At 30.5% G+C, this 23537-nt stretch carries 15 protein-coding genes and 1 other annotated feature; of the genes, 13 read left to right on the top strand and 2 right to left on the bottom strand.

Annotated elements, in window-relative coordinates; all coding sequences use genetic code 11:
• The first annotated feature begins 30 nt into the window (after window positions 1-30).
• From KQI88_RS11640 to KQI88_RS11610, 7 genes are all read left to right on the top strand, one after another.
• A complete protein-coding gene (locus tag KQI88_RS11640; protein ID WP_216417488.1) occupies window positions 31-2607 on the top strand; it encodes a calcium-translocating P-type ATPase, PMCA-type in 2577 nt (858 codons plus the stop codon).
• Between the two features lie 452 nt (window positions 2608-3059).
• Window positions 3060-5735 (top strand): calcium-translocating P-type ATPase, PMCA-type, encoded by a 2676-nt coding sequence (locus KQI88_RS11635; RefSeq protein WP_216417486.1) that lies wholly within the window; start codon window positions 3060-3062, stop codon window positions 5733-5735.
• Between the two features lie 77 nt (window positions 5736-5812).
• A complete protein-coding gene (locus KQI88_RS11630; protein ID WP_216417484.1) occupies window positions 5813-6505 on the top strand; it encodes a response regulator transcription factor in 693 nt (230 codons plus the stop codon).
• Between the two features lie 2 nt (window positions 6506-6507).
• Window positions 6508-7932, top strand: a complete 1425-nt coding sequence (locus KQI88_RS11625) for a sensor histidine kinase (protein WP_216417482.1) — start codon at window positions 6508-6510, stop codon at window positions 7930-7932.
• A gap of 112 nt (window positions 7933-8044) precedes the next feature.
• Complete coding sequence (locus KQI88_RS11620) at window positions 8045-9196, top strand: YibE/F family protein (RefSeq protein ID WP_216417480.1); 1152 nt, start codon at window positions 8045-8047, stop codon at window positions 9194-9196.
• A 99-nt stretch (window positions 9197-9295) separates the two neighbouring features.
• The gene (locus KQI88_RS11615; protein ID WP_216417478.1) at window positions 9296-11071 is read left to right on the top strand and encodes a sigma-54-dependent Fis family transcriptional regulator; all 1776 of its coding nucleotides are present in this window, start codon (window positions 9296-9298) and stop codon (window positions 11069-11071) included.
• A 178-nt stretch (window positions 11072-11249) separates the two neighbouring features.
• A complete protein-coding gene (locus tag KQI88_RS11610; RefSeq protein WP_216417477.1) occupies window positions 11250-12539 on the top strand; it encodes an L-cysteine desulfidase family protein in 1290 nt (429 codons plus the stop codon).
• Window positions 12540-12593: 54 nt separating this feature from the next.
• Here the strand turns inward: KQI88_RS11610 and KQI88_RS11605 are convergent, their stop codons facing one another.
• Window positions 12594-13598 carry an ABC transporter substrate-binding protein gene (locus tag KQI88_RS11605; protein WP_246579268.1) on the bottom strand — a complete coding sequence of 335 codons (1005 nt, stop codon included), beginning with the start codon at window positions 13596-13598 and terminating at the stop codon, window positions 12594-12596.
• Between the two features lie 189 nt (window positions 13599-13787).
• Between KQI88_RS11605 and KQI88_RS11600 the strand changes: the two genes are divergently transcribed.
• The 5 genes from KQI88_RS11600 (at window position 13788) to KQI88_RS11580 (ending at window position 20387) form a co-directional block, all read left to right on the top strand.
• Window positions 13788-14108: a hypothetical protein gene (locus KQI88_RS11600; RefSeq protein WP_216417475.1), complete on the top strand. Its 321-nt coding sequence runs from the start codon at window positions 13788-13790 to the stop codon at window positions 14106-14108.
• Window positions 14109-14224: 116 nt separating this feature from the next.
• Entirely contained in the window at window positions 14225-14767 is a 543-nt protein-coding gene (pgsA, locus tag KQI88_RS11595; RefSeq protein ID WP_216417473.1) for a CDP-diacylglycerol--glycerol-3-phosphate 3-phosphatidyltransferase, read from the top strand.
• 126 nt (window positions 14768-14893) lie between these two features.
• Window positions 14894-15120, top strand: a binding site (T-box leader).
• Between the two features lie 56 nt (window positions 15121-15176).
• On the top strand, window positions 15177-17831 hold the full coding sequence (locus tag KQI88_RS11590; RefSeq protein ID WP_216417471.1) for a valine--tRNA ligase: 2655 nt from the start codon (window positions 15177-15179) through the stop codon (window positions 17829-17831).
• A 132-nt stretch (window positions 17832-17963) separates the two neighbouring features.
• Window positions 17964-19256 carry a bifunctional folylpolyglutamate synthase/dihydrofolate synthase gene (locus tag KQI88_RS11585; protein ID WP_216417469.1) on the top strand — a complete coding sequence of 431 codons (1293 nt, stop codon included), beginning with the start codon at window positions 17964-17966 and terminating at the stop codon, window positions 19254-19256.
• Between the two features lie 183 nt (window positions 19257-19439).
• Window positions 19440-20387 carry a YncE family protein gene (locus tag KQI88_RS11580; protein WP_216417467.1) on the top strand — a complete coding sequence of 316 codons (948 nt, stop codon included), beginning with the start codon at window positions 19440-19442 and terminating at the stop codon, window positions 20385-20387.
• 82 nt (window positions 20388-20469) lie between these two features.
• On the opposite strand, the gene KQI88_RS11575 is transcribed toward KQI88_RS11580, so the two are convergent.
• On the bottom strand, window positions 20470-20997 hold the full coding sequence (locus KQI88_RS11575) for a DUF4364 family protein (RefSeq protein WP_216417465.1): 528 nt from the start codon (window positions 20995-20997) through the stop codon (window positions 20470-20472).
• Between the two features lie 596 nt (window positions 20998-21593).
• Here KQI88_RS11575 and KQI88_RS11570 point away from each other — a divergent pair.
• Window positions 21594-23537, top strand: a complete 1944-nt coding sequence (locus tag KQI88_RS11570; protein WP_216417463.1) for an ABC transporter permease — start codon at window positions 21594-21596, stop codon at window positions 23535-23537.

Raw genomic sequence — 23537 nt, 5'->3', positions numbered from 1 at the left:
ATTTATAAAAAGTAAGAAGGTGGTAATCATATGTACAATAAAGAAAAAGATGTGATATTAAAGGAATTAGATACAAATTTAGAAAATGGACTTGTAAAAGAGCAGGTAGTTGAAAGGGCAAAGAATGGTAGAAATGAGCTAACAGCTGCTAAACCTAGATCTTTATTTATGAAAATTTTAGATCAATTAAATGAACCTATGGTATATATATTAATTGTAGCTTCAGCTGTTTCGGCTATTATGAAAGAGATAAGTGATGCAGTTATAATTATGATAGTAATAGTATTAAATGCAGTGGTTGGGCTCGTACAAGAAGATAGAGCACAAAAATCCTTAGATGCTTTAAAAAAGCTCTCCACACCAAAAACTTTAGTAAAACGAAATGGAGTTTTAGAAGAAGTTCATGTGGAGGAATTAGTAGCTGGAGATATTGTACATATTGAAGCAGGACGTTATATACCTGCAGATTTAAGGCTTGTGGAAGTAGCGAATTTAAAAATAGATGAATCTATTTTAACTGGAGAATCAGTTCCGGTAGAAAAAATAGATGGCATTGTTAGTGAAGAAAATACGGCATTAGGAGATTTAAAAAACATGGCCTTCATGTCTAGTTATGCCACCTATGGCAGAGGTATTGGTGTTGTTACATCAATAGGCATGAATACTGAAATTGGGAAAATTGCAGCTATGATAGATAAGGCAGAACAAATTAAAACTCCATTGCAAAAGAGATTAGAAAAATTAAGTAAATACTTAGGAATAGGAGCACTTTTAATTTGTATTTTAATATTTGGTATCGCTATTGTGCAAGGTAAGAATTTAATGGAAATGCTTCTAGTATCTATATCTCTTGCAGTTGCTATTATTCCAGAAGGACTTCCAGCAGTAATTACTGTTGTGTTAGCATTAGGCGTACAAAAAATGATAAAGCACAATGCTATAGTAAAAAAGTTGCCGGCAGTAGAGACCTTAGGTTCTGTTAACGTTATATGCTCAGATAAAACTGGAACCATTACTCAAAACAAGATGACAGTAACTAAAGTATATTATAATAATAATTTAAAGTCAGTTGAGGAGTTAACAGAAAAGGATAGATTATTAGTAGATGGTTTTATGCTATGTAATGATGCTGGTAATGAAGGTAACCTTGTTGGGGATCCAACTGAAATAGCACTTTTAGATATGGGAAGTGTTCTTTCTTTAAAGAAGAGCAGTATAGATAAAAATTTTCCACGTATAGATGAAATACCATTTGATTCTGATAGAAAGATGATGACTACTGTAAATAAGTATAATGGAAAGGATATAGTCTTTACTAAGGGCGCATTAGACTTAGTACTTAAAAAGACTACTCATATATTATTAGATGATAAGAAGCAACCTATTGAAAATTATCTAGATGAAATACATAATAATGCTGCTAATATGTCAAAGGAAGCTCTAAGAGTATTAGCCTTAGCTTATAAGGAAAAAGATGGAGAAGAATATGAAAGCAATTTAACGTTTATTGGATTAGTTGGTATGATAGATCCTGCAAGGGAGGAAGTAAAGGAAGCTGTTGAAAAATGTTACAGTGCAGGGATTAGAACTGTAATGATAACTGGAGATCATAAGGATACAGCTTTTGCCATAGCTAATGAAGTAGGCATTAGTCAAAATATAGACCAAATAATGGAAGGTCAAACACTAGCCAATATGCAACAAGAAGAATTAAATGAAATTATAGATCAGTATAGAGTATTTGCAAGAGTACAGCCTGAGCATAAGGTAATGATAGTAAAAGCTTTACAATCTAAAGGCTATGTTGTTTCTATGACTGGTGATGGAGTAAATGATGCACCATCACTAAAAGCAGCTAATATTGGAGTTGCAATGGGAATTACGGGCAGTGATGTATCTAAAGAAGCCGCTGATATGATTTTGACTGATGATAATTTTGCTACTATTGTTAAAGCAGTAGAAGAAGGCAGAAATATATATAACAACATTAAAAAAACTATTTTATTTTTACTATCCTGTAACCTCGGGGAGCTTTTTGCGCTATTTATAGCTATAATATTAAACTGGTCTATTCCATTGAGACCAATTCATATTTTATGGGTAAACTTAGTTACTGATACACTCCCTGCCTTATCTTTAGGAGTAGATCCTGGTACTGCCGATGTAATGACAGAAAAACCACGGAGTCAAGATGAAAGTATTTTTGCAGAAGGTGGGCTTATATATTTACTTCTAAATGGGTTCTTTATAGGTATAATTACATTAATAGCATTTAGATATGGACTAAAGGATGGAAACTTGACTCATGGGCAGACTATGGCATTTTTAGTACTCAGTATATCTCAGTTATTCCACTCAATGAATAATAGAAATTTAAAACAGTCTATTTTTAAAACAGGTATATCTAGGAATAAGTTTTTAATATATTCAATAGTGCTAGGAATAGTTCTTCAATCAGCGATAGTACAAATACCAATCTTTAATAATATATTTAGTACTACACCTTTAACTTTTATGGATTGGATTATTGTTATAGGAATTTCGCTATCAATAATTTTAGTTAATGAGATAGGAAAAGCACTGTTTATAAAGAGAGAAGAAAAGTAGATTAGTAGATAGTTACATATTAATTCGAATTATAAACTCCTAGCAAAAAATCTAGGAGTTTATAATTTATACCTATTAGTAATATAGATGGGGAGAGGTTACTAGGGGATCAAAATTTCATATATAAAACTGCCTTAGGAATTTCTAAGGGAATATTAGAATTTATAGGTATAAAGTATAATCAAGATGGTAAAGAAAATAATATAAGTCAGTGGGCAAAGGAAGCTAAAGGCATATAGAAGTTATATTAAAAATATTAATATAACTTCTATATATATTAATGAAATTAAAAATATTTATTAATTATTTAAAAAAATACATTTAATACTATGAAAAACATAAGATTTGTAATATAATTATCATTATAAGGGACATACATATATTTTCCAATTTCTATACTAAGTATGTTAAATTGGAAACAATAAAAATCACAAAGGAAGAGGAAGATAATAGTGAATAATCATTTTAAAGGCTTAAGTCAAAATGAGGTAGAGTTATCAAGACAAAAGAATGGGTCTAACTCTCTAACACAATTGGAAACTGAGACTTTTTGGCAAAAGTTTATTGGGAATTTTAATGATCCAATTATAAAAATATTAATTTTTGCCCTGGTCATCAATGTTATATTTGTATTTATGGGTAAAGCTCATTGGTATGAATCAGCAGGTATTGCAGTTGCAGTTTTACTTGCAACACTTGTAGGTACTTGGTCAGAACATAGTAATGAAAATGCTTTTCAGAAATTACAAGAAGATGCATCCAAAATCAAGGTTAAGGTATTTAGAGATAGTAAAATAGAAGAAGTATTAATAGATGACATTGTTGTAGGAGATTTAGTTGTCCTACAGTCAGGAGATTTAATTCCAGCAGACGGAAAGTTGATTGATGGGGAATTAAGAGTGGACCAGGCAACTTTAAATGGTGAGTCTAAAGAAGCTAAGAAATTTGTTATGCCTAAGGATTATATTGAGACAGAAGAAGAAAAGAAAAAAAGCTTTTTCAACGAGTATAAACTATTTAGGGGAACTGTTGTAGTAAGTGGTGAAGGTGTTATGGAGGTTATAACTGTAGGTGATAATACACAATATGGAAAACTAGCCCAAGAGATGCAGATCGAAGACAGGGAATCTCCACTTAAAATCAAACTTGAAAAATTAGCAGAACAAATTTCGATGTTTGGATATATCGGCGGTGGATTAATAACTATTGCATACTTTTTTCAAAGAGCAGTAATTGACAACAACTTTGATATGGCACAAATTGCTACGTATTTTAGCAATTGGTCCAATCCCGTTAATGATTTAGTAACAGCTATTATTCTTGGTGTAATTATTATAGTTGTTGCTGTTCCAGAAGGATTACCTATGATGATAGCTATGGTGCTTTCATTAAACATGAGAAAAATGCTTAAGGATAACGTTCTTGTTAGAAAGCTAGTTGGTATAGAAACTGCTGGAGGTCTAAATATATTGTTTTCAGATAAAACTGGTACAATTACTAAAGGCCAGCTTGAGGTAGTGGAATTTATAACTGGAGATATTCAAAAGTATAATAATTATGACTCTATTCAAAATAACTTAAAAAAAATACTACATTTATCATTAACTGAAAATACAAATGCTCTCATTAGTGAGCCAGAGAAGGATAATGGCACATATCAAATAATTGGAGGTAATGCTACAGAGAGAGCTGTTCTTGGATTTATAAATCATAGCAAGAGACAAGATCTTTATAATGTAAAAAAAGTAAAAACTATGCCTTTTAGCTCTGATAAAAAGTATTCAGCTAGTCAAGTTGATGGTGATTATAACTTAACCCTAATAAAAGGTGCACCAGAAAAAATTATTTCTAAGTGTAAATTTTATTATGATGAAAATGGGGATAAGCAGACTTTCAAAAATTATAAAGAAATAGAAAATCAAATGAATGAAATGGCTTCAAGGGCAATTAGAATATTAGCTATAGCAACTTCTGACGAAGCATTAGATGAAGATGGAGAATTTGATAATCTGACTCTTGTAGGTATTCTAGGTATAAGAGATGATGTGAGACCAGAGGCTACTAAGGCTATTCGTGAAGTGCAACAAGCAGGAATACAGGTTGTTATGATTACTGGCGATAGAAAAGAAACTGCAGTATCTATTGCAAGAGATTCAGGTCTATTAACGGATGAAAATCAAATAGTATTAACTTCTGATGAACTACAAAAAATATCAGATGAGGATTTAAAAAAAATGCTTCCAAATATTCGAGTTATAGCAAGAGCATTGCCTACTGATAAATCTAGACTTGTAAGGATTTCACAAGAGCTTAACCTTGTAGTTGGTATGACAGGAGACGGAGTTAATGACTCTCCTGCTTTAAAGCAAGCTGATGTTGGGTTTGCTATGGGTTCTGGAACAGAGGTGGCAAAAGAAGCCGGAGATATTGTTATTTTAGATGATAACTTCCAATCTATCGCTAGAGCAGTGTTATATGGAAGAACAATTTTTAAGAGTATTAGAAAGTTTATTATTTTCCAATTAACAATAAATGTTTCAGCCGTATTTATAAGTTTTATAGGACCATTTATTGGTATCCATGAAGCTCTGACTATTACGCAAATGCTTTGGGTTAATTTAGTTATGGATACTTTAGCTGCTCTTGCCTTTGGAGGAGAGCCAGCCCTTAAGCGATATATGAATGAAAAGCCAAAAAGAAGAGACGAGAATATTCTTTCAAAATATATGTGGTCTTCAATAGGCGTAGGGGGAATTTTTACAGCATTAGTTAGTATATTCTTCTTAACTTCTAAAACTGTTGGAGATATGTTTATAGGTGGAAGTCAAGGACTACACCATATGACTGCGTTTTTCAGCTTCTTTATTTTAACTGCAGTATTTAACAGCTTTAATGCTAGAACATCAAACATGAATATATTCGAACATATTGGTCAAAATAAAGATTTCCTAAAGGTTATGGGGCTTATTGTAATTATTCAAGTAGTTATGACATATATAGGCGGTGTGGTTTTAAGAACAACTCCTCTTGCATTAAACGAATGGTTGATTGTATTGATATTCTCAGTAATGATTATACCGGTAGACTTAATAAGAAAAACAATAATAAAAAGCGATGAAGCTCACTAAATAAATAACAAAATACCTCTATTCAGAAATGAATAGAGGTATTTTGTAGTATAATAAATGAGAACGGAGATGATAGAATGATTAATAGCACTAAAACTGTTCTTGTAGTGGATGATGAGGAAAATATAGTTAGCGTTGTAAAGGCCTATTTAGAGAAAGAAGGCTATACTGTATTAATTTCATATAAAGGTCAAGAAGCTTTAAATATATTTGATGAGAAAGAAATTGACTTTATTATATTAGACTTAATGCTGCCTGATTTGTCGGGAGAAGAGGTGTGTAAGAAAATAAGAATAAAATCAAATGTACCTATCCTAATGCTAACAGCTAAGGTCGATGAAGGTGACAGGATATATGGATTAGATATCGGGGCAGATGATTACATGCCTAAGCCATTTAGTCCGAAGGAATTAGTAGCTAGAGTTAGGGCAATTTTAAGAAGAACAGCTGGAGATAGAATAGCTACTGAAATAGTAGAACTCCATAAGGGAGATCTAACAATTAATTTTACAAATATGGAAGTGAAAAAACAAGGTAAGCTGGTAGACTTAACAGCTACAGAGTTTAAACTTTTAAGTTTATTGGCTCAAAATGTAGGTGTAGTTTTCTCGAGAGATTCATTAATTGAGAAAGTGCTTGGATATGATTATGAAGGCTATGATAGAACAATAGATACCCATATCAAGAACATAAGACAAAAAATTGAAGACAAAGATATTAAATATATTGTTACTGTTTATGGTGTAGGATACAAATTTGTGGAGGAATAGGAATGTTTAATAAACTTAAGTCTAGACTTATTTTGCTTATTATGGGTGGATCAATATTTGCTATTGTATTGGTGAGTTTTATTACTAACGTTACACTATTTAATCAGTTTGATATATACATGGCTACGAAACAGGATAAAAAAATAGATGCAGTAGTTGATATGATCTATGAAGCATATATTGCAGATGGTTCTTGGTCAAATAATGTTCTACACTATATTAACTTATCTCCTTTAACTAGTGACTTTGATATTGTAATTAAGGATAGTAAAGATAATATTATTTTTGAAGATGTTTTAGATGATACAATGATAAGTCATCATAATCGAATGATGCAAAGAATGGGACATGGGATGATGAGGAAAAATTATTCTAATAGTATGGATGAGTTAGCGAAAAATGAGGATTATGTTAAGACAAGTTATACATTAAATGTGGATAATAATAAAATAGGAACTGTTGATATTGGCTATGTAGGCCCTTTTTATGTATCTGAAAGTGATGTTATCTTTACAGAAGGAATCAATAGATCTATATTTTATGCAGCACTTATTTCAATTTTAGCTTCTATTATTTTAGGACTTTATTCATCAAAAGTTTTTTCAAAGCCTATTCTAAAAATAACTAAGGTAGCAAATGATATACGTGATGGTAAATTGGATACTAAGGTGGATGAGAATAACAATATTATTGAGTTAAGAGAACTGTCTAAATCTATAAACCATCTTTCAAAGTCCTTAGGTGAACAAGAATTATTAAGAAAAAGGTTGACTTCTGATATTTCGCATGAATTAAGAACGCCTCTAACCGTACTACAAAGCCATATTGAAGCTATAATTGATGGCGTGTGGGAACCTACTGAAGAAAGGTTAAATGTTTGTAAAAATGAGGTTGTACGTCTAATTAAACTTGTTGAAGAACTTAAATATTTAACTGATATAGATAATCGTAAAATTATATTAGAAAATAAAAGTTATAATTTGTCTAGAGAAATAATAGAAGTTGTTGAAGGTTTTAAGTCACAATTTATAGAAAAGGAAATTACTTTAAATAGTAATATAATGGAGGATGTTTTTTTAGTAGGAGATCGGGATAAAATTAAACAAGTAATTATTAATCTACTCTCAAATGCATTAAAGTTTACTAATACAGGTGGTAGAGTGGAGGTTGGATTAGAGGATAATGGAAATGAGGTAGTTATTACAGTTAATGATAATGGTATTGGCGTAGATAAAAAGGATATACCTTATTTATTTGAAAGATTATATAGAAGTGATATTTCTAGAAATAGAAAAACTGGAGGTACGGGCATAGGTCTTACTATTACTAAATCGTTAATAGAGGAACATGGTGGTAGAATTGAAGTGGAAAGTGAGAAGGATAGGGGAACTAAAGTTATAGTTAAGTTACCCAAAAAAGTAAAATAGGTAAATCCATATTACAAAAATAACTTTTTTATTTTTTTCAAAGCATTGAAATTTAAGGCCTATTAGTTTATAGTATAATTATTCATATAAATATAAAGGAGGGGACGATATATTGAAAAAATTTATTTTAATATTGGTCGCATTATTGATAATTATAAGTCCTAGTACCTTTAGTTATGCAGAGGGTGAAATAGGAACTACAGAGCAAGTTCAGTCAGAACTGGTAAAGGCAAAGATTTTAAATGTTGAACAATTAGAAAATGATCCTGATAATCCAATTTTTACAAAGCTTATGATGGTAAAAGTTGAAATATTAAACGGTGAATATAAAGGAGAACAATTTGAAATACCTCATAATTTAACTGGAAGTTATGGATATGACATTGATGTAGAACCAGGAGATAAAGTATTAGTTACAGTTGAAAAGATAGAGGATGGTAGTGTAGAGGTATATATTTCTGAACACTTAAGGGATACATATGTTTACATTGTCGCCGCAATATTTGTTGCTCTAATATTAATTATTGGTAGAGTAAAGGGCTTAAAAACAATAATTACTCTAATACTAACTATTTTATTAGTATTAAAGGGATTATTACCAGGATTACTAGCAGGCTATAATCCTATATTATTAACAATTGGTATAGCCCTTATTATTACAGTTGTAACAATTTTAACTGTTAGTGGTATGAATAGAAAAAGCTATGCGGCAATTATTGGAGTGCTAGGCGGAGTTTTTGTAGCAGGTTTAATTGCTTATGTTATAGGTTCGAAAGTTAAGCTTACAGGATTATCTAGCGAAGAAGCGGTAATGTTAATGTATATACCACAAGGAATAAAGTTTGATTTTAAAGGACTATTATTTGCTGGTATTATTATGGGTGCTTTAGGGGCAGTTATGGATGTAGGTATGTCGATTTCTTCATCTATGGAGGAGATTAGAAATGCAGATCCTACTATGTCAACAAAGACTTTAATAATGTCTGGTATGAATGTAGGTAAGGATATTATGGGTACTATGGCTAATACTCTTATATTAGCTTATACAGGAAGTTCTATCCCATTATTGCTACTGTTTACTGCTTATGAAGAAGACTTTACTAAAATTATTAATCTAGATATTATAGCTACAGAAATTATACGTGCATTTGCAGGTAGTATAGGACTTATTTTATGTATCCCAGTAACTGCATTAGTAGCAGGAGTGTTAATGGGAAAACATGAAACTGCTGAAGAAAATATAACTGATATGGATAAGATATAGGGATACCTATATCTTATTCAATATAAACAATGGCTCAGTTCACATTGGGTCTTAGGATTATTAGATATCAGATTAATGTATTAAAAAGGATGATTGAAAATGGATTTAAGAAAAATTGTATCCAGTGTTCAAAATATTTCAGAAGCAATATCTAGTGTTATAAAAGTAGATGTAACGGTTGTTGACAATAAGCTCAATAGGATTGCTGGTACAGGCTGTTATAAGTGGAGAATTGGGGAGACAGTAAGTAATAACTCTGTTTTTGGATTTGCACTAAGGCAAGGAGAAAGTTTTATTATAGAAAATCCAGGGAAGCATAGTGCGTGTTTAAGGTGTGATAATATAAGAGATTGCAATGAGTATGCAGAGGTTTGTTGTCCTATTAAGATAGAAAATCATATAGTTGGTGTTATTGGATTAATTGCATTTGAGGAAGATCAAAGAAGTGCTATTGTTAGTAATCAGAAAAATCTAATTAAGTTTTTAGACAAGATGGCAGACTTGATTTCATCTAAGCTTTTAGAACAAGAAAATACGGATAAAATTAAGCTCTTAGCAAGGGAGTTAGAAATTGTACTAAATTCTGTAGATAAAGGAATTATAGCTGTTGACAATATTGGTCAGGTACTGCGTTATAATAAAAAGGCAATTCAATTATTTAAAATTGACGAAAATATTGCTGATAAAATGAATATTAGTGATTTTATTGGAGATTTTGATTTTACATTACTAGTAAATGAATGTGTAGGAGTAAAGAATATTGAATTTATATATAACACAGCCAAACATCGTTTTAGAGGTGTTTTTGATGCTAATATTATTAATTTAGAAAATAAAAATTTTGGCTTCTTGTTTACCTTTAGTAATCTTTCTGAAGTATTAAACATTGTAAACGATATTACTACTGGAAATATTATGACTAACTTTAAGGATATTATAGGAAATAGTATGTCATTTAAGAATGTAAAGCTTAAGGCAGAAAGAGCTGCAAGATCAACTTCTACTATATTAATTCAAGGTGAAAGCGGAACTGGAAAAGAGTTATTTGCAAGAGCAATACATTTACATAGTTATCAGAATAATGGGCCATTTATTGCTATAAATTGTGCTGCAATTCCAGAACAACTTTTGGAAAGTGAACTTTTTGGATATGAGGAAGGAGCATTTACAGGTGCTATAAGAGGAGGTAAGGCCGGGAAATTTGAATTGGCCAATAAAGGAACTATTTTTCTTGATGAGATAGGAGATATGCCTCTACATTTACAAACTAAGCTTTTAAGGGTACTACAAGACCATGTGATAGAAAAGGTAGGGGGCAAAGAACTTATACCAATAGATGTAAGAATAATCGCAGCAACTAATAAGGATCTGGAAAAAAAGGTTTTAGACGGAGAATTTAGACAAGATTTATTTTATAGAATTAATGTTATACCTATTAATATTCCACCCCTTAGATATAGATTGGACGATATATTTATATTGGTCGAATATTTATTGGGAAAATGCAATGATAAGTTAGGAAAACACATTAATCAAGTTGATGAAAATGTATTTAATATTTTTATGAATTATCAGTGGCCAGGAAATGTAAGAGAGTTAGAAAATACTATAGAATATGCTGTTAATATGTGTACTACTAATATTATAGAAGAAAAAGACTTGCCTAATAGGTTAATAAGACAAAATAGGATGGGAGATAAGAGTTGTTTTGAGGGCATAACTCCTATTAAAGAATTAGAAAAAAAAGAAATTGAAAAGGCACTTCTATATTTCCAAAATAGAAATCAGTCTATTAACTGTGCAGCAAAGGCACTGGGTATGAGTAGGGCAACCCTATATAGAAAGATAAAAGAATATGAAATAAAGATAATATAAATAAAAACAGTCTCAAAATGATACGAAATATCATTTTGAGACTGTTTTTATAAAACTATTATCATTTTGAGAAAAAGTATTAAAATAATGGCTATTTTTCAATGATTTTATGTTGGCATGATAATTGCTTTTTTAAATCTATATAGTGAAATATAGACTTAAGAGGAGGTTAATTAGCATGCAATTAGAAGAATTGATATTAAGAACATTAAAAGAGGAAGTAGTACCAGCAATGGGATGTACAGATCCAGTAGCTGTAGCTTTAGCATGCGCAAAGGCTATGGAGTTAGTTAATCATAAAGAAATAATAAGTTTAGATATTTGGCTTAGTCCAAATATTTATAAAAATGGATTAGCTGTAGGAATACCTAATACCAATGAAGTAGGATTACACATTGCGTCAGCACTAGGGGCAATGGGTGGACGGAGTGAAAAGGGGCTTGAAGTACTAGAAGGGATTACTGATAAGGAAATAGAATTGGCAAATAAATTAATCGAAAGCGATAGAATTTCTATAAATATTAAAGATACAACAGAAAAAATATATATAGAAGTAAAATTGTATACTGAAAAAGGATATTCTATCGTAATTATACAGAACAAACATAATGAATTTGTTTATCTAGAAACAGACAAAAAAATAATATTAAATAAAATACAAACTGATAATGAAAATATAAAATCAATAAATCCTTTATATGAATTAAATATAAAAGATATTATAAGTGAAATTGAAAGAATAGATTATGAAAAGCTTAGTTTCATGTTGGAAGGTCTAGAAATGAATGAGAAAATAGCAATGGCTGGACTAAGTAAAAAGTCTGGTATGTCAGTAGGATTAACAATCTATGAAAATGTACAAAAAGGAATTTTAGCTGATGATTTAATGAATGGAGCTATGATGCTAACGGCAGCAGGAGCTGATGCTAGGATGTCTGGTATTAATATGCCAGTTATGAGTAGCAATGGAAGTGGAAATAATGGTTTAACTGCTATTTTACCTATTCTGGCTTATCATAAGAAATTCTCTGTCGACAACGAAAAATTAGCTAGGGCTATAGCTATTAGTCATATTTTAAATAGTTATATTAAGCACTATATAGGTAGATTATCAGCTTTATGTGGTTGTGGAGTAGCTGCTGCAACGGGAGCAAGTGTGGCTATAGCATGGTTAATGGGAGCTAAAGAACAACAAATAGATGCTGTAGTTAAAAATATGCTAGCAAATATAAGTGGTATGATTTGCGATGGAGCTAAAGTAGGTTGTGCATTAAAACTTGCAACCTCTGCATCTGCAGCAATTCAGTCAGCATTATTGGCTTTAAATGATCAAGTTGTTCCTAATAAAAATGGAATGATAGCAAATACCGCTGAGGATACTATTAGAAATCTAGGTATATTATCGGAGGAAGGAATGAACCTTACAGACCATGTAATATTAAAAGTTATGAGACAAATGGAAGCATAAAGTTAATTTGAAATATAGAAAACCCACTGATGTTTAGTGGGTTTTAGTATAATATTATTTATTTTTCATTGCCTCTTCTGCAAATTTTGTAGTAACAACTTTATCGTAGGGCACTCGCTGGTTCAACTCTCCCGCCTCTGTCATGACATCTTGAAGCCTATTTAGACCTTCTTCTGTCATTATAAGGTCCGGAGCCCAAGCGCCTATAGAACGGTATCTGTCTGCTACATTGGTTAATACATCTAAATCAGCATCTGGAAAGTGGGGTTGTAGCGACTTTGCTATCTCTTCCGCACTATGCTTTTCAACCCACAACATTCCTTTATATATTGCATTACTAAACTTTTGTATTATATCGGGATTCTTTTCTATATAGCTCTTTTTAGCACTGTATGCGGTATAAGGAATATATCCACTTTCTTCTCCGACTGAAGCAACTACAAATCCTTTACCTTCCTTTTCCATTAAAGATGCTACTGGCTCGAAGAGTGTTGTGTAATCCCCTTCTCCACCAGCAAAGGCACCAGCCATTACATCGAATTGAATGTCAGTACGCACATTTAAGTCTTTACCAGGTACTAAACCATTTTTCTTTAAAACATACTCTAATGTCATGTTAGGCATTCCGCCCTTACGTCCACCAAGTAGCTCTTTTCCTCTAAGATCTTCTAATTTAAAATTAGGGTTTGGCTCTCTAGCGACTATAAATGAGCCATCACGTTGAGTTAGTTGGGCAAAGTTAATAGCGTAATCTTCCTTGCCTTGATTATAAACATAGATTGAAGCTTCAGGACCCATAAAGCCAATCTCCACTTGATTACTCAATAGAGCTGCCATGGTTTTATCTGCACCTTTACCGTCTATAATCTCGACCTTTAACCCCTCTTCCTCAAAGAACCCTTCAGTAACTGCGATATAATGGGGTGCATAAAATACGGAATGGGTTACTTCCATTACTTGTATTTTAGTAAGTTCTGTCTTACCACTGCATCCTGATAAGCACATGGTGGCAATCATTATAAAAACAATTAAAAAGCTAAGATACTTTTTGTGTATCAATTTAATCCCCTCCAACTTAAAAATAGAAAACTATATAATCTATTATATTCTTATGTAAAATTTGTGTTACTTCACTGATAAACAAAGATAGGTGTTTAGAAGGGGTTTTACAACTGTTTGCTATCAAATGAATAAGAATTAAAAAACTGGCATAAAATCTTAGTATAGTGGGCTAGAGGGGGGATTAGATTGTTCAATATAAAGGTTAATTACGGAACTAAAAGTAGATATGGTTATATAAAAGGAGAAATTGATAATTTTAGTTGGTTTGCATTAGTTCATAAGGATGAAGTAGAATTTGGAATAAGTCCTGAAAATCTAGAAATAGGTAAAGGTAGAGTATCTAGATTATGCTTATATAAGGATATACCTATGTCAAACTATACAAAGAGACTAATTTATGCTAATTATAAAAGAGAATGGGATGTATTTAATAGAACCTATGAAAAAATGATAATGGATTTAGTTGGATATTTAGATAGGATATATTCTATTAAGGCAGTAAAATAATATAAAGCTTAAATCAAATAATTTCCGGTATAAGTTTTGCAAATTTAATGGAATATGATATTATTTATATTGTATAGTACATAGTCACAAAAATTGCTCTGAGAAGAGGTGTATTAATGAATTTACCAAACATATTGACTACCGTGCGTTTTGTGCTTATACCATTATTTGTAGGAGTATTTTTTTCACCTTTAGAAAAAAGCTTATTATATTCTGTTATAATCTTTATTCTTGCAGGAATTACAGATGTTTTAGATGGATATATTGCAAGAAAGTATGATGCTATAAGTAAGTGGGGACAAGCTATGGATCCGCTGGCAGATAAATTAATGCAGCTAACAGTACTTATCTGTTTTACATCAAAGCAGTTTATACCAATATGGGTTATAAGCATATACGGAATAAAGGAAATTTCTATGATACTGGGAGGAATTGTTCTATATACTAAGAAAGATAAATTAGTAGTCCCAGCAAATTCCTATGGAAAGATAGCCACTATAGTTTTTTATATCGCTATTTTAGCTATAGCTTTTGATTTTATATATGGTAAAGCTTTGATTATAATTGCAGCATTACTTACTTTATATGCATTTGTAAGATATGCACTCTTAGGAATACAGGAAATAAAAAAACCGCCAATTTCTGGAACACCTGAGTAAAAATTAGTGTTATAATATAATTATAGTTATGATACTTAAACATTATATTATATAATAAAAAATAAATGTGAGAAACCTATTGACAAATGCTGTTAAATGGTTATAATAATATTAAATTTTATTAAGAAATCAACAATGATGAAGAGGAGTAAATAGTACACCCTTAAGAGATAAAAACCCATAGGCTGAAAGGTTTTTTAGGGCAAAGGCTATTGAAGGTAGCTTCTGAGTTTCTACATTGAATAGAGTAGGTGTAGACGGGTAAACCGTTATATTTATTTAAGTGTCTATTCACATTATTTTTTGTAAATAGAAATTAAGGTGGTACCGCGAATATATCCTTCGTCCTTATTTTGGACGAAGGATTTTTTTATTTAAGAAAATATAAAATTTGAAGGAGGAATAGATAATGGAAAATAATTTAGAAAAGAATTATAATCCTCAGGCGTTTGAAGAACGTATTTATAAACATTGGATGGATGCTAATTATTTTAAAGCAAAAGTAGATCCAGAAAAAGAACCATTCAGCATTGTTCTACCGCCACCAAACATAACAGGACAACTCCATATGGGTCATGCACTAGATCATACACTTCAAGATATTTTAATTCGTTGGAAAAGGATGCAGGGTTATGAAGCTCTATGGCAGCCAGGCACAGACCATGCAAGTATAGCAACAGAGGTAAAGGTAGTTGAAAATATTAAGGAAGAAGAAGGACTAAGTAAGCTAGATGTGGGTAGAGAAGGGTTTTTAGAAAGAGCCTGGAAGTGGAAAGAGGAGTATGGAGGAAGAATAGTAGATCAAATGAAAAAATTGGGGGACTCTTGTGACTGGTCTAGAGAACGATTTACATTAGACGAAGGACTTAGTAATGCAGTAACAGAGGTATTTATCAAATTATATGAAAAGGGATTAATATATAGAGGAAACCGTATTATTAATTGGTGTCCAGAGTGTAAAACTTCTCTTTCAGATGCAGAAGTTGAACATGATGAGAAGGCAGGACATTTTTGGCATATAAACTATCCAATTAAGGATAGTGATGAAGTAATAGAAATTGCAACTACAAGACCAGAAACTATGCTTGGTGATACAGCTATTGCAGTACATCCAGAAGACGAAAGATATAAGCACTTAATTGGTAAATATGCAATTTTACCTTTAGTTAATAGAGAAATTATCATAGTAGCCGATGAATATGTAGATCCTGAATTTGGAACAGGAGCTGTAAAGATTACTCCAGCCCATGATCCTAACGACTTTGAAGTAGGACTAAGACATAATCTTCCTCAAATTATTGTTATGAATGATGATGCTACAATAAATGCAAAGGGTGGCAAATATGCAGGTATGTCAAGATACGAGGCAAGGAAGGCTATTGTAAAGGATTTAGAGGAACAAGGATTGTTAGTTAAAATTAAGGAGCATAGTCATAATGTAGGCCAATGCTATAGATGTGATACAGTAGTGGAACCTTTAACATCAGATCAATGGTTTGTAAAAATGGAGCCTCTTGCAGCACCAGCTATTGAAGCTGTTAAGGATGGAAGAATTAAATTTATTCCTGATCGTTTCTCTAAAACCTATTTACATTGGTTAGAAAATATTAGGGATTGGTGTATTTCTAGACAATTATGGTGGGGTCATCGTATTCCAGCTTATTATTGCTCTAGTTGTGGACACCTAGTTGTTTCAAAGGAAGCACCAACTACTTGCGAAAAATGTAATTCAAATAACTTTAAACAGGATGAGGATGTATTAGATACTTGGTTTAGTTCAGCTCTATGGCCATTCTCCACATTAGGCTGGCCAGAAGGAACTAAGGAACTTGAATATTTCTACCCAACAGATGTATTAGTAACAGGATATGATATTATTTTCTTCTGGGTAGTTCGTATGGCTTTTTCAGGACTAGAGTTTATGAATGATGTACCATTTAAACATGTATTTATTCATGGACTTGTAAGAGATGCAGAAGGTAGAAAAATGAGCAAATCCTTAGGGAATGGTATTGATCCCCTTGAAATTATAGATCAATATGGAGCAGACGCATTAAGATTTACTCTAGTTACGGGAAATTCCCCGGGAAATGACATGCGATTCCATATGGAAAAATTAGAATCTAGTCGAAATTTTGCAAATAAGTTATGGAATGCTACAAGATTTGTATTAATGAACTTAGATGTTGATTATATTGATAAGGACAGTGTAGAGTCTGAACTTACTGTGGTAGATAGATGGATAATTTCTAGACTTAATAAAGTAGCCAGAGAAATAACAGAAAACATGGATAAATTTGAGTTAGGTCTTGCTGTACAAAAACTTTATGATTTTATATGGAATGAGTATTGTGACTGGTATATAGAGTTAGTAAAACCAAGACTTTATGGTGAAGATATTAATAAGAAAAGAGCGGCACAATATACTCTAACCTATATATTAGAAAATATTTTAAAACTTTTACATCCGTTTATGCCATTTATAACAGAAGAAATATGGCAAAATTTACCTACTGTAAAAGATAGTGTAATTGTAGCAGAGTGGCCTAAGTACAAAGAAAATGAAATATGCAGTTTAGCAGAAGAGCAAATGGAATTAATCATGAGTGCAATTAAAAGCATTCGTAATGTTAGAGCAGAGATGAATGTTATACCTTCACGAAAGGCAAAGCTTATTGTTCTAACTACAAAGGATGCAATTGCTAAAACAATATTAGACAACGAGGAATACTTTAGGACTTTAGCAAGTGTTTCAGAAATTGAGTTGGCAAAAAGTAAAGATCAAATACCTTCTGATGCTGTATCTACAGTTATTCAAGGAGCTGAGCTGTTTTTACCTTTAGATGACTTAATTGACTTTGAAAAGGAAATTGAAAGATTAGAAAAGGAAAAGTCAAAACTAGAGGGAGAAATTAAAAGAGTAGTGGGTAAACTTTCTAACGAAGGATTTGTTAGTAAGGCACCAACTCATTTAATTGAGGAAGAAAAGCAAAAACAGGCAAAGTATGAGCAAATGCTAAATAGCGTGTTAGAAAGATTAGAATCATTAAAAAATAGAGGATAAACAATATAAACAGTAGCCTGCATTTAATGTAGGCTATTTTTACTTAATAAAAAATAAGATTTAATATATATTCAAACTTTGATATTATAATTAAAAGACTAAATATTATAACATTTAGAATGGAGTGGAAAAATGAATTATCAAGAAGCCTTAGATTACATTCATGGAACTTATAAATTTGGTAGTAAATTAGGTTTAGAAAATATAAAGTATTTATTAAGCCTATTAGGTAATCCACATAAAGAACTAAAGATTATCCATGTAGCAGGAACAAATGGTAAAGGATCAACCTCTTCATATATACATAGCATATTAAAAGAAGCAGGATATCGTGTTGGACTATATACCTCACCATACCTTGAAGAATTTACCGAAAGAATGAGGATAAATGATGAAAATATTCCAAAGGATAAACTGGCTAATATAACCGCTATTGTTAAAGAGAAAATAGAGGGAATGGTAAAGGAAGGGAAAAATCATCCTACGGAGTTTGAAGTTGTAACAGCTATAGCATTTTACTATTATGCTAAGGAAAATATAGATTTTCTTGTATTAGAAGTAGGGCTTGGTGGCAGGTTGGATGCGACTAATGTTGTAGAAGATCCACTTCTATCTGTAATCACACCTATTGGACTGGATCATACAGAATATTTAGGAGATACACTAGATAAAATTGCATATGAAAAAGGCGGTATAATTAAAGAAAATAGCTTTGTATTATCTTATCCTCAAGAAGCGGAAGTTATAGAGGTATTTAGAAATTTATGCACGGAAAGAAATAGTAAACTTTTTGTAACAAGCTTTGATGAGTTAACCATACATAAAAGTACTATAGAAGAACAAGTTTTTTCAGTAAATATATTAGGTAATGTTTATGATAATATAGAAATACAATTAGTTGGAATCCACCAAATATATAATGCTTGTACAGCTATTGGTGCAGTTGAAGTTTTGCGTAAGTATAGAAATATTAATATTAGCGATGAAGCAGTATTAGGTGGGCTTTGTAATGTAAAATGGCCAGGTCGCTTCGAAGTTTTACAAAGAGGTCCAGTAGTAATTATTGATGGAGCACATAATCTACATGGTGCAGAAGCGCTTAGAAAAAGTATAGAGGCTTTACTAAAAGATTATAAAATTACTTTTGTTATAGGAATGCTTCAAGACAAAGATGTAGAAGGAGTGCTTAAGGATCTTATACCTTTAATGAATAAGGTTATTGCTACAAGGCCAGCTAACCCAAGGGCTATGAAGGCCATAGATTTGGCAGACAAGTTAAAGGTATTTGGAAAAGAAACCTATGTAAGTGAAAATATTAAGGAAGCAATAAACATGGCTATTGAAGAAACAGAAGCAAATGAAGCGATTGTTTTTGCAGGTTCACTTTATATGATAGGAGAAGTAAGAAAATTATTAATTAAATAAACCGTAGATTTAGGTATTAGATTTAAAATCTCTTATCATGATAAGAGGGAATATTATTACTTTAATAAAGAAAAGATATAACACGTATCCCCTGTCACATATATAAAATGCAATCATAAGATAATAAATATAGTTGAGTAGTCGGAAATATATTTTGTATACTTTTGATTGAGAGGTGATGGGATGAAGTGTTTATCCAATGACACTTTAATCATTTCTAACTTCTCCGATGATTCTATTTCCGTTATAGATTTAGTCGGAGGAAGAGAAATTCAAAGAATTAAATTATGCTATAATGGACAATGCTCTTCATCTTCACAATTCGGGCCTCATCATATTGCTTTAGATGAAAGAAGTAAACTTTTGTATGTTCCTAATAGCTGGCACAGCAGTGTTTCTGTAGTAGATTTAACTAGTGAGAAGATAATTGATACTATCTTTGTAGGAAGTTGTCCAAGTCAAGTTATCCTATGCCCCAAATACAATCATATATACGTGGCAAATACGGATTCTAATAGTCTTTCAATTTTAAGTATGGATAATCTGAAATTAATTATACAGCTTCCTACAGGAGAAATGCCTCACGGTATGGCTATGACAAATGATCAGGAGCGTATTTTTATAGGTAATTATGGTTCTGGCGAGATAACTGAGATTGAAACTAGAACAAACGAAAGACTTAAAAACCATAAGGTGGAATGTAACCCATGGCATTTAAGAATCGATGCCAGTGGTGAGTTTTTATTTGCAGTTAATTATAGTGATCAATTTAGCAGAAAAGGAAAGGTAGTTATTTACGAAACAAAAACATTAAAAGAAATAAAAACAATAACTATTGGCAAAATGCCAGTTGAAGCAACTAGTGATAAAACAAATGAATACTTATATATTACAGATTCTGATATGAGCTGCGTTCATATATATGATATACAAAATAATAAATATTCTGGAGAGATTAAAGTTAATTCTATGCCCCATGGTATAGAATTAGATAGTGAAAAAGGAAGACTGTTTGTTACTAGTATACAGAAAAATACAGTTGATATAGTTGATACACATACAAGAAAAGTGATACAAAGTATATCAGTAGGTAAAGAGCCCACTAGCATAATTAAAAAATCCTTTATTTAAAGTGTTATTACCTATACAATTCATATAGCTGGCATATTTCTACATAGTAGATATTATGCCAGCTAATACTTTAAACAAAAAACTATTCAATTAATAGATTAATAATTTGACCATACAGGCTTGGAGCACTTTCGCGCCATTTTTCACAAATTTGTTTTGCATGTTTATTATTAGCTACACTTAATTTTAAATTAATAATAGGCATGTCTTTCTCAATTACTCCAAGCTTAACTAAATATTCATCATCTTTTATCTTTATGTAATCAGCCTTAACTTGTGTGTTCTTTATAAACTTTTCTTTTTGAACATTTAACAATTGATCTATTCGATCAATTTGAGATTTTGGGATACGATTGACAAAATAGCTTAATGTGCTTTTTCCCTTTTCTGTAATTATGAAAATATGTTCATTATCCTCTTGCTTTTCAATAATAAACTTTGAATCCTTTAGCTCACCTAAAAATTGTTGAAGCATAAAATAATTCATAATATCATTTTCTAAAACAAACTGAGTAATCTGTGGGTTTGACATTGGAAACTCAATACGATCAAATATATGAAGAAGAAGCAGTTTGTTTTCTGCTAACTGTTGAGAGTTATTGGTAAACATAAATACACCTCTTTCTAAAAACGTTTAACCTTTATATAATATATTAATCTATTTATAGTGATTTTTAAAGTATAATTGTTGAAATGAATTATAATATATAATTTTTAATCTGAAAAATGAGATGATATTTTAAAGAAGGCACTGAAAAGCATAATCTTTCAGTGTCTTCTTTAAATAGACTATTTTTTAATATATTGGATCTATTATAAGTAATAAAGGTGTAAATGGCATTATAAAAGAAGACAAACTAGGCTTCTACAATATATATTTAAGCTAAGCGTTAGGATATTAATAGAACAGTTAGATGATCTGAATTAGAAAAGGTTCTATATAAAACTAATAATTTTAATGAAATTATTTCATGTGTCATAATATGTTCTACAAAATCATATGGTTATCATTGAATAATATACAAATATATGGTAATGTATTTTTGGACATAAAACAAGGATATGGTCTTATAGGGTCTGAAGCTGTAGGTTCAATTTGGTATTAAACAGATGCTTATTCACTATTTCTAGCATATAATCATTAGATGGAGAAGAAATTCTCCATCTAATAATTTTATAAAATTTGCAATTTAAAGGGGAATTTAAATGATTACCTTAATAAGAAAAAATTTTAAGTTATTTTTTAAAAGTATATATTTAGCATTAGGATTCTTTATATTTTCTATTGTAGTAAATGTGTATTTAATTGAAGGTATTTATAAATTGTCAATACATAAAGATGCACTATATTATCTAATTCATAGTCAAAAAATTAGCATAATTTATTTTGTTTTCTTTGTATTTATATCCTATGAATACTTAGTAAAAAGTAAAAATGAAAGCATATTAGAATGTTTTTCAGTGATAAACAATGGAAAATTTAAATTGTATTTTTCCAAATTAGCAGTATTGGTAATTATAATAGTAATAATGACTTTAAATATAATGATATATAATTATGTTGCATATTTTGTTATGAATGTAAACTCATTATCTTATGCGTATCATATATTCTTAAATAATTTTTTAAATGTTTTTTTAGTATCATTTTTAGGTGTTTGTATAGGGACTGTAACTTCCTTATATTTAAAAAGGTTTCCTGCATATCTTATAATGATATTCTCAACAGTTTTAATAAGTCCTATTTTTGAATCCGTACCTTATATACTCTTTATGGGTTTTGAAGTAAATATATATCCACTTAGAGAAATATTTAATATTTTACCTCCAAATTTAGATTGGGTTGAAGAAGAACTATATGGATTGTCTATAGAGTCTTATAGATGGAACCTATTAATATTTTGGATATGTTTTTTGAGTTCCTTTGTATTGTTAAAATTAAGCACTAAAAAATCTAAATTATTAAATTTTGTAGCCATAATATTACTATCTTTTTCACTTATCAATTTGTATTCATATACTAAACCAGGTAGCATAGTAAAGAAAGATTATAACCCTAACAGTTTTGTGGCCTTTGATGAATTGTATTATATAAAGGATGTTCAAAAAGAAGAAAATGTAGAATTTAATATTTTAGCATATGGTATGGACCTTACTATAGGCAGGCAATTACATAGTGATATAAAAATTTCCTTAGATGAAAAAGAATATTTAAATAGCTATAAATTTACCCTATATAGAAATTATAAGGTTGAAAAAATACTTAGTAAAAAAAATGAAATATTAGAATTCAGAAGAGAAGGCGATTACCTAGAAGTATTTAACCCTACTAATGAAAAACTAGAAGAAATAAGAATTTTATATAGTGGATATAGTCCAGTATTTTATAGCAATTCTCAGGGAGTTTTACTTCCAGGCTGTTTTCCCTACTATCCAATAGAAGGATATAAAAAAATATATTTGAAGGAACAATCTTCATATATTCCAATAATAAGAGATGATAATATTAAATTTAATGTATCCACAAAATCTAACTTAGATATTTACTCAAACTTGCAAAAAGACAATAATAATTTCTTTGGTGAAGCACAAGCGGTTACCTTAATTGGAGGTTTTGTAGAAGAAAAGAATATTGGAAATAATATTTTTTATGGTTTAACTTTAGAAAAATTAAATACCAATGCTTTATTAGATATTAACAATATATTGGAACCATACAAAAACATGTTTCTAGAAAATGAGGAATTTAATATTACTGGTAAAAAAATTTTTCAATCTCCAGCTACATTTACTAGTCGTGTAATGGATAATGGTTTAGTAAGTTTTAAAGACCATATTTTTATATATGGTTTAGATAAAGAAAATTTAGTACAAGGTTTCTTGCAATCTACTATACCGCAAGATATTAAAAAAATTGAGATTAAAAGTATATTCTTTGACTATCTTTTATATAAGAATAGAATTCTTAATATCCCAAAAGAAGAATTAGAAAATAATAAATCTTATGAACTACATAATTTATTTTTGAAAAAGATAAATGAATTAGGGGAAAATTATGTTCTTAAAAATACTTATGACTTTTTAAGAAATAAAAATGATACAAGAGATTCAACTACATTTATTAGGGACTTAACAAAAGGAGGTCATTAA

The sequence above is a fragment of the Alkaliphilus flagellatus genome, from assembly GCF_018919215.1.
In the GTDB taxonomy this organism is placed as follows: Bacteria; Bacillota; Clostridia; order Peptostreptococcales; family Natronincolaceae; genus Alkaliphilus_B; species Alkaliphilus_B flagellatus.
This window is presented reverse-complemented; position numbering and strand designations above follow the sequence as displayed.